Source organism: Clostridium sp. OM05-9 (assembly GCF_003481465.1).
Classification (GTDB): Bacteria; Bacillota; Clostridia; order Lachnospirales; family Lachnospiraceae; genus Coprococcus; species Coprococcus ammoniilyticus.
The window spans coordinates 241,816-254,200 of record NZ_QULF01000004.1 but is presented as its reverse complement, the minus strand read 5'-3'; the positions used below and the strand labels follow the sequence as shown (position 1 = coordinate 254,200).

The 12,385-nt window shown below is 43.7% G+C and carries 10 protein-coding genes; 7 read left to right on the top strand and 3 right to left on the bottom strand.

Annotated elements, in window-relative coordinates:
- Positions 1-68: 68 nt before the first annotated feature.
- Positions 69-797, bottom strand: coding sequence for a hypothetical protein (locus tag DXB77_RS08380; protein WP_117808484.1), 729 nt, complete (start codon positions 795-797; stop codon positions 69-71).
- A 152-nt stretch (positions 798-949) separates the two neighbouring features.
- On the opposite strand from DXB77_RS08380, the gene DXB77_RS08375 reads away from it, so the two are divergent.
- Positions 950-2,089 (top strand): hypothetical protein, encoded by a 1,140-nt coding sequence (locus DXB77_RS08375; RefSeq protein ID WP_117808483.1) that lies wholly within the window; start codon positions 950-952, stop codon positions 2,087-2,089.
- A gap of 137 nt (positions 2,090-2,226) precedes the next feature.
- Positions 2,227-4,101, top strand: a complete 1,875-nt coding sequence (ftsH, locus tag DXB77_RS08370) for an ATP-dependent zinc metalloprotease FtsH (RefSeq protein WP_182439458.1) — start codon at positions 2,227-2,229, stop codon at positions 4,099-4,101.
- 411 nt (positions 4,102-4,512) lie between these two features.
- Here ftsH and yfbR read toward each other — a convergent pair whose 3' ends face one another.
- Together yfbR and uvrC are read right to left on the bottom strand one after the other, a co-directional pair.
- On the bottom strand, positions 4,513-5,103 hold the full coding sequence (gene yfbR / locus DXB77_RS08365) for a 5'-deoxynucleotidase (protein ID WP_118663013.1): 591 nt from the start codon (positions 5,101-5,103) through the stop codon (positions 4,513-4,515).
- A 358-nt stretch (positions 5,104-5,461) separates the two neighbouring features.
- Positions 5,462-7,276, bottom strand: a complete 1,815-nt coding sequence (gene uvrC, locus DXB77_RS08360; protein WP_117823370.1) for an excinuclease ABC subunit UvrC — start codon at positions 7,274-7,276, stop codon at positions 5,462-5,464.
- 188 nt (positions 7,277-7,464) lie between these two features.
- On the opposite strand from uvrC, the gene hprK reads away from it, so the two are divergent.
- The 5 genes from hprK (at position 7,465) to whiA (ending at position 12,381) form a co-directional block, all read left to right on the top strand.
- Positions 7,465-8,415: an HPr(Ser) kinase/phosphatase gene (hprK, locus tag DXB77_RS08355; RefSeq protein WP_008401344.1), complete on the top strand. Its 951-nt coding sequence runs from the start codon at positions 7,465-7,467 to the stop codon at positions 8,413-8,415.
- Positions 8,416-8,419: 4 nt separating this feature from the next.
- Positions 8,420-9,361: an ROK family glucokinase gene (locus DXB77_RS08350; protein ID WP_021944834.1), complete on the top strand. Its 942-nt coding sequence runs from the start codon at positions 8,420-8,422 to the stop codon at positions 9,359-9,361.
- Positions 9,362-9,604: 243 nt separating this feature from the next.
- Positions 9,605-10,513, top strand: coding sequence for a UDP-N-acetylmuramate dehydrogenase (gene murB / locus DXB77_RS08345; protein WP_117808480.1), 909 nt, complete (start codon positions 9,605-9,607; stop codon positions 10,511-10,513).
- A gap of 1 nt (position 10,514) precedes the next feature.
- Positions 10,515-11,393 (top strand): RNase adapter RapZ, encoded by an 879-nt coding sequence (gene rapZ, locus DXB77_RS08340; protein ID WP_117808479.1) that lies wholly within the window; start codon positions 10,515-10,517, stop codon positions 11,391-11,393.
- 16 nt (positions 11,394-11,409) lie between these two features.
- Positions 11,410-12,381 (top strand): DNA-binding protein WhiA, encoded by a 972-nt coding sequence (gene whiA, locus DXB77_RS08335; protein WP_021944837.1) that lies wholly within the window; start codon positions 11,410-11,412, stop codon positions 12,379-12,381.
- Positions 12,382-12,385: the final 4 nt, after the last annotated feature.

Genomic DNA, 12,385 nt, shown 5'->3' with positions numbered 1-12,385 from the left:
TGCATCGATGGCTGTTTGTTATGGGTGAAATTATAAATATTATTTTGGCTGCTGATATGGAAGACAGGTTAAATGAATTCTGTAAAAAATGTATCTGCCATATGTTCCAGAAATTCAATGACTGCATCATATGGAAAAATCTCAGCACGGGTGACGGAAGCTTCCGGGGCAGGTGACGGATTCTGAATAATGTACGTCTGCAGAGCTTTTGTGATCTGTGACGGATCCTCCGGCCGGCATTCTGTAATATGTACAAGCTCCGGCTGATAAGTGATTTGTTCCGGTATATATGGATGAAAGTCCTTTAGCAGACGTGGATTGATCCTATCATATTCTCCATAAAAGTACCGGTCAGAGAAAAATTCTGCCAGAGGAATCTTTTTTTCCGGTTGTGAGGAAATGTGAACATACAAAGGTTGTCTTGTATCAAAACAGGTATTCCCTGCGGTATTTTCTATAGTAAAATAGTCCGGCCAGAAATCAGTCACATAGTGGGTATCCAGATGCAGATGTGCCAGGATGCCATAGTCAGCCGGTGACAATATCGCATCATCCGGGTAGAGAGCACGGATATAATCAAGATCCGGATATTTAGTGATCAGATTCTTCTGCCATGCCGGACGGAAATGCGTTCTTTCTTTATTATCCGTGATATCCGGCAGGATACAGCCGAGGAGAAACTGTTCCGGGTCGGCCTTTATTGCCAACAGACGGGAATCGGCTGCGGAAGTTACACCTGTATTTATTTTATTGATTATCATTTCACCCTCGATCAGATGCATCAGAAAACCGGGCATGTGACATAAACCTCCTGTAGATCATAAGTTAAAAAAATAATAGTGAGTTTCCATGGGGATGTCAAGCCGGAGAAAAGAATATTGACGGATGCCGAAAAAGAATATAAAGTTAGCGTTAGAAATAAAGTATCGAAAAGAAAGAGGAGGTACTTATGGGAACAAAGATCTGTCCGATATGTGATGGAAAAGTAAACAGTATTAATTTTTGTAAAACCTGTAAACGGTTTGTAACACCGATAGAAACCAGCCACAGCTTTTATCTGAACGAAAGACGAGAGCCTGAAGATTATCAGAGAGAGTATCAATATAGTGGGGATGTATCGGACTACAGTGCGGATAAACCTGAAGTTGAGGATGAAGTAACGGATTGCCATGATGAGTTTGAAACCGAGCTTCCGAAATGGGCGAATCGGACTCCGACATCGGCAAACCCTATGCCGAATCTGGATACGACCTATACGACAAAGAAAAAGAAATCGAAGAAAGCAGAGAGTGTGATCTCTGGCCTGCTTTTTCTGGCTGCGATTGGAGTATGCTTCCGGATGAGCAGCTTGTGGGATGCATGGCAGCAGTACCGGGATAAGCAGAAGATGCAGGAATCTCTGGATGAATTACATGAGATGCTGGATGAACAGGATGAGAAAAACTATGTAGATGAGAACGGATACAGCTACCGCTATATCTATCAGCCGGGAGAAACCACGGATTATGGCACAGACAGTCTGGTTGGCTTATCAGCCGATGAAGTGTATGACCGGGGAGAAGCCTGTGATGGTGTGGCTCATTATGAGGGCGTCACCAGTGATGAGCTGGAGGCTGCTTTTTTACAGAATGCAGAGGAAGATGACATTTTATTTGAAGATACAAGTACAGGGACTGCCGGGAATCTGAGTTTGTATGAATACTCGTATCAAAACGGAGATACATTTACATACTATAATAAAGAAAAGTATATTTCAGATGACGAATATGGCATTGATGTGAGCATAAACAGTGATCTGAATACACAGGCGATCCACTCTGTCCGAATATGGCAGTATCCGCCGGATGTCGATGATGGTTTCTGTCTGGATCAGATCTATGAAGATCTGGTAATGGCACTTGAGGATGAAACGCTTCAGGGCGACAGTCTGGAACGGACAACAGAGATGATCCGCTCCTATCAGGAAAAGGAGTATTCTGCGGATGATTCCAGTGCAAATTATACAGACCTTCAGATCGGAAAATGGAGCCTGACGATCAGCAGAGGAGAAACCTCTCTTGGTATTGCGATGGACTATCTGGGTGAATAGAAAGGTTAAATCTTCATGAACAAAAGCAGTACCATCTTGAAAGCCGGGAAAAACGTGGTTATAATGGATGCGGAATTGCCGGAAATATATACAAAAGAAGAATACAGCAGGCAGGCTGTATAAAAAGGAGGTTCTGATTGGACAACAATTTACCTGATAACAGTAATAACAACAATAATAACAATAATAACAATAATAATGGAAATAAGGGAAGAAACAATCGCTCGATCATGGTGATCCTGGTTATTTCCATTTTACTGACATTTTTATTCTGGCGCGTATTTGACCGGGTGTCATCCGGCAGGGAAGAGGAAGTCACATATGGTCAGTTTATCGAGATGTTAGATAAGGGCGAGGTTGGTTCCGTAAAGATCTATGGAAGCAAGATCGTATTTGAAAATAATGCCGATGATAAGGTGATCAGTAAGACAAAATATACTGCAACCAGAATATCGGATGACAGTCTGGCAGAGAAGCTTCGTCAGGCAAAGACGAAATATGGAACAGAATATGAAGGCATTGATGAGAGCGGAAGTGCCATGGTTGGCACGATCATTTCTTACATTGTAATGATCGTTGCATTCTATCTGTTGTTGTCGATGATCATGAAGCGAAGCGGCGGTGTAGGTAGAGCAAATGCGAAGATTTACGTTGAGAAGAAAACAGGTGTTACCTTTGCGGATGTTGCCGGAGAGGAAGAGGCTAAGGAATCTCTGACAGAGATGGTCGATTTCCTTCATAATCCAAAGAAATATCTGGATATCGGTGCGAAGCTGCCAAAGGGTGCGCTGCTTGTCGGCCCTCCGGGAACCGGTAAAACCCTGCTTGCAAAAGCTGTGGCAGGTGAGGCAAATGTACCATTTTTCTCCATGTCCGGATCCAGCTTTGTAGAGATGTATGTCGGTGTGGGGGCTTCCCGTGTCAGAGATCTGTTCAAACAGGCGACACAGATGGCACCATGTATTATATTTATTGATGAGATCGACGCAATTGGAAGAAGCAGAGATTCCAGACATGGTGGAGATTCCGAACGGGAGCAGACCCTGAATCAGCTTCTTGCGGAGATGGATGGCTTTGATACATCAAAGGGTATTGTGATCCTTGCGGCAACGAACCGCCCGGAGGTACTGGATAAGGCACTTCTTCGTCCGGGACGATTTGACCGCAGAGTTATCGTAGAGAAGCCGGATCTGAAGGGAAGAATCGATACACTGAAGGTTCATTCCAAGAATGTCAAGATGGATGAAACGGTTGATCTTCATGAACTGGCACTTGCAACTTCAGGTGCGGTTGGTGCGGATCTTGCAAATATCATAAATGAGGGAGCGCTGGCAGCCGTCAGAGATGGCAGAAGTCTGGTTTCCCAACAGGATCTGATCGGTGCGGTAGAGGTTGTATTTGCCGGCAAAGAGAAAAAGGATCGTCTGCTCAGCAAAGAAGAAAAACAGATCGTTGCTTATCATGAAGTCGGACATGCATTACTCGCTGCAATTCAGAAACACACGGAGCCAATCCAGAGGATTACGATCGTTCCAAGAACCATGGGTTCTCTGGGCTACGTATGGCAGGTTCCGGAAGAAGAAAAATATCTGGAATCCAAGAAAGAGCTGGAAGCAGAGCTTATAACCCTGCTTGGCGGACGTGCAGCGGAAGAATTGAAATTTGACTCTGTAACGACAGGAGCATCAAATGATATTGAGAAGGCGACCAAGACCGCCAGGGCTATGATAACCATGTATGGTATGTCAGATAAATTCGGTATGGTGCAGCTTGAATCAATAGAAGGACAGTATCTGGACAGAAATCTTGCCCTTCAGTGTTCCGATGAGACTGCAACCAAGATCGATAAGGAGATCCGTGATATGCTGCGAGATTCCTACAACAAGGCAAAAAAGCTTTTGTCTGCCCATATGGTAGCCCTGGATGCTATCGCCAGCTTCCTTATAGAACATGAAACGATCACCGGCAAAGAATTCATGTCAATTCTTGCTCAGGTGGAACCACAGAGATAGGTGCAATACCGCACATGGACGGTTATATCATACAACTATTATTCCGCAAGACGCTTGCGCTCTATTTCCACGCAGCGGTGCTAAGTTCTCCGCCTGTGGCGGTTCACTAAGAACCGGCGTGGAAAAAGGCTTGCTACATAACAGTGTGTAATATAACCATCCATGTGCGGTATTTTTGATATCCCATAAAAACATATACCACCGCATAGTTGCAATATTTTGTGGTAGTTTTAAAAATGCCGTTTTTGGCGTGGCATGTAATACACTGTTATGAGGCAAGCATTTCCGAGCGTCGGTACTTAAGTTGCGTATTTTGCAACTTTATGTACCGTTACGTCGAGGAATAGAGCGCAAGCGTCTTGCGGAATAATAGTTGTATTACATGCCACGCCAAAAACGGCATTACTAAAATTAAAATTGAAGCTGGTCGAGGTTTTTGCCGTAGGCCGGGAGGAAGTCAGACAGAAAGCGTTCAACCTCCGGAAGGTCGGCAGCCAGCTTGTCGACAGAAGCCTTTGTGGATTCGTAGGCGCTGGAGAATTCCGGATTGCCGACAGAGGTTTCTTCCATACATTTGATAAGAGCAGATAGTTTATCTGCCGCTTTTACAAGCTTCCAGATATATTCATCTCCGGACTGGCGGAAGAAGAGTGGTTCATACTGTGGTTTCATTTCATCCGGCAGTTTGTTTAACAGCTTGTAGCAGGCTGTTTTCTCGATCATTTTAAAGGATTCCTTGATAGCATCGTTATAATACTTGACCGGTGTCGGCATATCACCGGTTATGATCTCTGAAGCGTCATGGTATAGTCCGATCAGAGCAGCCCGCTCCGCATTCAGATCCTTTTCATAATAGGTATTGCCGATCACGGCAAGTGCATGAGCGATAATGCTGACTTCCAGACTGTGCTCACACAGATTTTCTTCTCTGGTATTCCGCATCAACGCCCAGCGGTCGATGTATTTCATTCTCGAAATCATAGCAAAAAAATTATATTCCATCTTTATCTCCTTATTAAATAATTGTGAATATATCTGCAAAAAAATAAGAAAGTAAATTATATTTGGACAGTTTGACTTACCAAAACAGGGGCATTTGAGTCCGCCGGTACTCACATTTCGTACTTAGTGAGTGCTTGCACGAGCTTAGAACGAAAGCGCACCCCTGTGGTGTGATGGTGCATTAGCAGCATCTTAGTACCGCTGCAGGAGTAACTGAGACCTTAGCGAGGCTTAGCCGAGGTTAGTTCGAAGTTACACAGAGTGGAAACGAGTGGGAACGTCCCCTGGTTGGTAAGGTCAAAAGTGTCCAAATATATTATGCCATTTCCATCTTTTGCAGATATATTCACAGGTTAGCTCACTCCTTGTGGAAAAATCCGTACACCGCTTCGGCGGCATTCCGGTTCATGGATGGCGCCTGCATCAGTTCTTCGATGGATGCCTCCCGGATCCTTGAAATATCCTTGAAGTACCCCATCAGATCCTTTCGTCTGGCAGGACCGATGCCCGGTATATCCTCAAGGATAGAATGTACCTGAGATTTGCTTCTGAGGCTTCTGTGATATTCGATGGCAAAACGGTGGGCTTCGTCCTGCAAACGGGTAACCATGTCAAATGCCTGTGTATTCTTTGGAAATTCCACTTCTTTATTGTTATAATACAGTCCTCTGGTCCGGTGGTAGTCATCCTTTACCATACCGCAGACCGGAATATTCAGATGCAGTTCGTCAAGAACCTCCAGGGCAATGTTGACCTGTCCCTTACCACCATCCATCATAAGGATGTCAGGATAGACCTTAAAACGTTCATCGGTAAATCGTCTTGTCAGAACCTCGCGCATACTGGCGTAGTCATCCGGTCCGTCGATCGTTCTTAATTTGAATTTGCGGTATTCATTGGGTCTGGCTTTTCCATTTTCAAAGACCACCATCGAAGCAACCGAATGGTAGCCGCTGATGTGCGAGATATCGAAGGCTTCCAGCCGTTTGGCAGATGGGACACCGATCAGTTCTGCCAGTTCCTTTGCAGCACCTTCTGTTCGAGCCTGCTCCCGTTTCAGCTTTTCAGTATCCTGTGTCAGAACAAGAAAAGCATTGTCACGCGCAAGCTTTAACAGCTTAGCTTTGTCACCTTTTTGAGGTGTGAGGATGTGTACCAGATTTCCCCGTCGTTCGCTTAAGTATTGTTCGATCAGCTCCTGCTCATTTACTTCATGCTCCAGAATGATCTCCTTAGGGAGAAATGGAGTAGAAGCGTAATACTGTTTTAAAAATGCAGCCATAATATCTCCATAAGATTCCGACTGCACACCGGTCATATGAAAATGTTCTCTGCCGATCATCTTGCCGTTTCGGATGAAAAAGACCGAGATAACGCCTTCGTTCATGTTGTTGGTAGCCATCGCGATCACGTCACGGTCATCGGTTGTTGTGTTGTCAACACGCTGCTTTGATGCGATGTGCTTGATGCTTTCGATCAGATCACGAACCTCTGCCGCCTGTTCAAATTCCATATCGGCTGCCAACTGTTTCATCTTTTCTTCCAGTTCTTTTACCGTCTGCTGGTGATGCCCGGTCAGAAAATGGATTGCCTGTCCCACCTGTCTGCTGTAGTCCTCTTTTGAGATGTAACCCTGACAGGGAGCCTTGCACTGTCCGATGTGGTAATACAGACATGGACGATCCAGCCCTGTTTCCTGTGGCAGCTTTTTGTTGCAGCTTCGCAGATGATATAGTTTTTTTAACAGATCAATGGTATCCTTGACAGCACCTGCATTAGTATAAGGACCAAAATATCTGGCGTGATCCCGGTGCATCTGATGCGAGAACAGAATACGAGGGAAATCCTCGTTGACTGTGATCTTGATGTATGGATAGCTTTTGTCATCCGTAAGCATTGTATTGTAGTGCGGACGGTGTTCTTTGATCAGATTACATTCCAGCACCAGTGCTTCAATTTCAGATTCGCAGATGATATATTCAAACCACGCGATGTGGCTGACCATTTTTTCGATTTTAGGTGAGCGTTTATATCCTGACTGAAAATACTGGTGTACCCGGTTATACAGATCAATGGCTTTGCCGACATAGATGATTTCATCGGTCTTGTTATGCATCAGATAGACACCCGGTGTATGAGGCAGTTTTTTTAATTCTTCTTCAAAATTAAACATACTTTGAATTCATATCCTTTCCGCTGCGTATTCTAAAAACAGCAGATTCACACATAAAAATCAGTATAACATAAGATTCAGAAAACAGGTGGCTTTTTTCCTGAAAAAATAAATTGATGAATTGACGATAAATAGGTTGTAGAATATAATGAAACAAGAACTGAAACTAGGGAAAACAGGAGGAGAAGATGGTTTATAGTATAACAGTATCCAAACTCATAGAGAAAATGAATCTGAAGAATTATACACCGGAGATCGATACCGATAAGGTTCTGATCCAGGATCCGGGTATGAACCGCCCGGCGGTACAGTTTGGAGGATTCTTTGAACATTTTGATGCAGGACGTATCCAGATATGCGGAAATGTAGAACATGCCTATATTGCAGCGATGCATACAGAGGAAGAAAATATCAAGATCATAAATGAATTTTTCTCATATAAGCCGCCGTGTCTGATATTCTGCAGAGATCTGGAACCATATGAATTTATTATAGAAGCAGGAAAGAAGCACGGAGTGCCTGTCCTCACATCAAGTGCCGTTACATCTGCATTTGTACATGAGGTAGATCGTTGGCTCCATGTAGAACTGGCACCAAGAATATCCGTACATGCTGTACTGGTCGATGTATACGGCGAAGGTGTTCTGATCATGGGTGAGAGTGGTATCGGTAAATCGGAGGCTGCTCTGGAGCTGATCAAGAGAGGCCACCGTCTGGTTGCAGATGATGTGGTTGAGATCAAGAAGGTCAGTGATGCGACGCTGGTTGGACGAGCACCGGATATTACCAGACATTTTATCGAGCTGCGTGGTATTGGAATCATTGACGTAAAATCACTGTTTGGTGTAGAATGTGTAAAGCTGGATCAGAACATCGATCTGGTTATCAATCTGGAAGAGTGGAGCAAGGATACGGAGTATGACCGTCTGGGACTGGAAGACCAGTATACGGAATTCCTTGGAAATAAAGTCGTAAGTCATAATATTCCGATCCGTCCGGGCAGAAATATCGCGATCATTGTTGAATCTGCAGCGGTTAACCATAGACAGAAGAAGATGGGATATAATGCGGCACAGGAATTATATAACAGAGTGACGCAGAATATTATGAAGGGCAATGCAAATAAGGAGGAGCAGTAGAAAAATGGCAAACTATGTATTTGGAGTAGATATTGGAGGAACAACCGTAAAAATCGGTCTGTTTACAACACAGGGTGAGATGGTTGAGAAATGGGAGATCACAACAAGAACAGATGAAGGCGGAAAATATATCTTAAGCGATATCGCAGCATCTGTTGAAGATAAACTGGCAGAGAAAAGGATCGAGAAGTCTGATGTAGCAGGTGTTGGAATGGGTGTTCCGGGTCCTGTAAAGGCAGACGGCACGGTTATCAAATGTGTAAACCTTGGATGGGGAATCTTCAATGTAGAAGAAGAACTCAGCAAATTATTAGACCTTCCTGTAAAAGCCGGAAATGATGCAAACATGGCAGCGCTCGGTGAGATGTGGCAGGGCGGCGGAAAAGGCCATAAGGATATCGTAATGGTAACACTTGGAACCGGTGTCGGCGGCGGTATTATTTTAAATGGAAAGATGCTCGCGGGAACCAACGGTGCAGGCGGTGAGATCGGACATATTTGCGTAAATGACGACGAGACAGAAGTATGCGGATGTGGTAACAAGGGCTGTCTGGAACAGTATACATCAGCAACCGGTATCGTTCGTATGGCAAAGATCATTTTAAATACAACAGACAAGCCATCCAAGCTTCGTCAGATCCAGTACATTTCAGCAAAAGAGATCTTTGATGCAGCAAAAGAAGGTGATGAGCTTGCAGCAACACTGGTAGAAAATCATGGAAAGGTTCTTGGAAAAGCACTTGCCCAGATCGCATGTGTAGTAGATCCTGAAATCTTCGTAATCGGTGGTGGCGTATCCAGAGCAGGAGATATCCTGATCGATACAACTGCAAAATATTTTGCACAATATGCATTTCATGCATGCAGACAGACCAAGTTTGCACTTGCTACACTTGGTAACGATGCGGGTATGTATGGTGGTGCGTGCAGTATACTGAATCAGTAAAAGTATTAAGTAAACTATGTGTAAATTACATAAATCGGGTTGAAACGCCCTGAAAATTCTATACATTTTTAATATTGAATTCTAAAAGCCTTTAATGTATGATATTGTGTGGTAGTGTTTGAGATTTTGAGAAATCAACTGGAACAGCATGCAAAACCTTATGTTAAAGGCTTTGTTTTGTCTATCAGGTTTATAAGATTCTTGAGAATCCGGAATAAAAACAGGTCAGGAGTTTAAAATTATATGACATCGTTTTATGAGAGCGCAGCAGCGATCACAGGAGAAAACAGAATAAAAACAAAAGAACCTTTGAACCGATATACAACCTTCCGGATCGGTGGAAAAGCAGATTTTATTGCTGAACCGGAGAAACCGGAGCAGATCGCAGAGCTTGCAGACCTCTGTAAAAAGGAAAAAGTTCCGTTTTTTATTATGGGAAATGGAAGCAACTTACTGGTATCAGATGATGGCTATCATGGAATGATCATTCATATAGCAGATGGAATGTCTAGGATCACGGTGGAAGGAACAAGGATCACTGCGCAGGCAGGTGCATCCCTGATTAAAACTGCGGTAACAGCAAAACAGCACGGACTGACCGGAATGGAATTTGCATCTGGTATACCGGGTAGCGTTGGTGGTGCTGTTTATATGAATGCAGGAGCATATGGCGGAGAGATGAAGCATATTATCACATCTGTAAAGGTGCTGGATCAGGATGGACAGATCTATGAGATCGCGGGTGCAGATATGGAATTCGGCTACCGCCACAGTAAGGCAGAACAGGATGGCTTGGTTGTGCTGGAAGCTGTAATTGAACTTCAGACCGGAGATATGGATAAGATAGATGAAGAGATGAAACGACTGGCAGAAGCGAGAATCTCAAAGCAGCCACTGGAATATCCGTCGGCAGGATCGACTTTTAAACGACCGGAGGGATATTTTGCAGGAAAACTGATCATGGATGCGGGACTTCGCGGTTATACTGTAGGAGGAGCTCAGGTATCAGAGAAGCATTGTGGTTTTGTGGTGAACAAAGGCGGCGCAACGGCGGCTGATGTTATGCAGTTGGTAGACGATGTAAAGAAAAAAGTAAAAGACAGTTCCGGTGTGGATCTGGAGCTTGAGATAAAGACACTGGGGGCATTCTAGGATGAGATTTGTAATTGTGACAGGAATGAGCGGCGCAGGAAAGACAACAGCGATGAAAACGCTGGAGGATGCAGGATACTTCTGTGTGGATAATCTTCCAATCCAGCTTATTAAGCGTTTTGCGGAAATTGCATATGATGAACAGATTCAAGTTGATAACGTGGCGATCAGTGTCGATATCCGGAGTGGAAGAGCGTTAAGCCAGTTGAATGCCTGCTTAAATGACATGAAAGAAAATGGATACCAGTATGAGATCCTGTTTATGGAATGTTCAGATGAGAAACTGGTAAAACGGTTCAAGGAAACAAGAAGGAATCATCCATTATCTGCAAAGAACGGAAGGATCATAGATGGTATCAAAAAAGAAAGAGAACTGATTGGCTTTATCAAGGATGAAGCCGATTATATCATAGATACAACGAATTTGTTGGTTCGGGAGTTTAAATCTGAACTGGATAAGATCTTTGTGCAGAATATGGAATATGGGAATTTTATCATTACCATTATGTCATTTGGCTTCAAATATGGAATCCCAAGAGATTCGGATATTGTGCAGGATGTAAGATTCCTGCCAAATCCTTATTATGATGAAGAATTGAGACCACTGACCGGAAATGATAAGGTGATTCAGGATTATGTCATGAACTGTAAGGAAGGACCGGAATTTCTGGATAAATTTATAGATCTGGTACAGTTCCTGATTCCGAATTATATTAAAGAAGGCAAGAACCAGCTTGTTATCTCGATCGGCTGTACCGGTGGCAAACACCGTTCTGTAACGATCGCGAATGAAGTATATAGTCGTCTGCAGAAATCCACATACACTGTGAGAATATATCACCGTGATATCGGAAAAGATGCAGTCGTAAAGAAATTGTAGAACAGGAGTGAGACATATGTCCTTTTCCTCGGAAGTAAAAGCAGAACTTGCGAAGAATATCAGCAGTGCCAGACACTGCAGGATCGCAGAGCTTTCAGGAATGATGTCGATGGTGGCAGATGTATGGTACAGGAATGGTTCACTCTTTAAACTCTGTATAACGACAGAACGCAGTATTATAGCAAAGACGATGGCAGCTTTGATCAAGGTATTATTTGATATCCGTATGGAATGTTCCGTAAAAAGAACCGGGAGCAACAGCCGAATCTACCGGATGGTGTTAGATCAGCAACAGGAGATCGAACGGATGATGCAGACACTGAAGCTCTCGCCTGATTTTGGGATATCTCAGAATGGCGTAGCAAAGGTAAGCTGTCAGGATATGACAGTCAACCGGATGGTTGTGCAGCAGCAATGCTGCAAACGGGCATTTATCAAAGGTGTATTTATGACATCCGGATCGGTCAGTGATCCGAAGAAAGGATATCATCTGGAGATCGTCTGTAATAATGAGGATCGTGCCGGAATGATCGGGAAGATCATGGCGGAGCTTGATATCGAAAGCCGTGTCATTGCCAGAAAAAAGTATAGTGTCTGTTATATAAAGGATGGAACCATGATCGTTGATATGTTGAACATCATGGGCGCTCACATATCTTTAATGAATATGGAAAATGTGAGAATATTAAAAGATATAAGTAATAATGTAAACCGCAGGGTAAATTGCGAAGCAGCGAATCTGAATAAAACAGTCAGTGCGGCTGTCCGACAGATCCAGGATATCAATTATGTGATAGAAACAAGAGGTATCACATATCTTCCGGATAATCTGCGGAGTCTTGCAGAACTCCGGCTGGAAGAACCGGATGCGTCGTTGAAAGAATTAGGCGAGATGATGAATCCTCCCATTGGAAAATCGGGAGTCAATCATAGATTAAGAAAAATAAGTGAAATAGCAGAAGACCTAAGACAAAAGTCGTATGTGTAGGAGG

What these genes read in the sequence shown, in the direction of transcription:
- hprK (WP_008401344.1), top strand. Translation starts at nt 7,465, where the DNA reads ATGGTTTATAGTATAACAGTATCCAAACTCATAGAGAAAATGAATCTG.
- whiA (WP_021944837.1), top strand. Translation starts at nt 11,410, where the DNA reads ATGTCCTTTTCCTCGGAAGTAAAAGCAGAACTTGCGAAGAATATCAGC.
- DXB77_RS08380 (WP_117808484.1), bottom strand. Translation starts at nt 797, where the DNA reads ATGCCCGGTTTTCTGATGCATCTGATCGAGGGTGAAATGATAATCAAT.
- DXB77_RS08375 (WP_117808483.1), top strand. Translation starts at nt 950, where the DNA reads ATGGGAACAAAGATCTGTCCGATATGTGATGGAAAAGTAAACAGTATT.
- murB (WP_117808480.1), top strand. Translation starts at nt 9,605, where the DNA reads ATGACATCGTTTTATGAGAGCGCAGCAGCGATCACAGGAGAAAACAGA.
- rapZ (WP_117808479.1), top strand. Translation starts at nt 10,515, where the DNA reads ATGAGATTTGTAATTGTGACAGGAATGAGCGGCGCAGGAAAGACAACA.
- uvrC (WP_117823370.1), bottom strand. Translation starts at nt 7,276, where the DNA reads ATGTTTAATTTTGAAGAAGAATTAAAAAAACTGCCTCATACACCGGGT.
- DXB77_RS08350 (WP_021944834.1), top strand. Translation starts at nt 8,420, where the DNA reads ATGGCAAACTATGTATTTGGAGTAGATATTGGAGGAACAACCGTAAAA.
- yfbR (WP_118663013.1), bottom strand. Translation starts at nt 5,103, where the DNA reads ATGGAATATAATTTTTTTGCTATGATTTCGAGAATGAAATACATCGAC.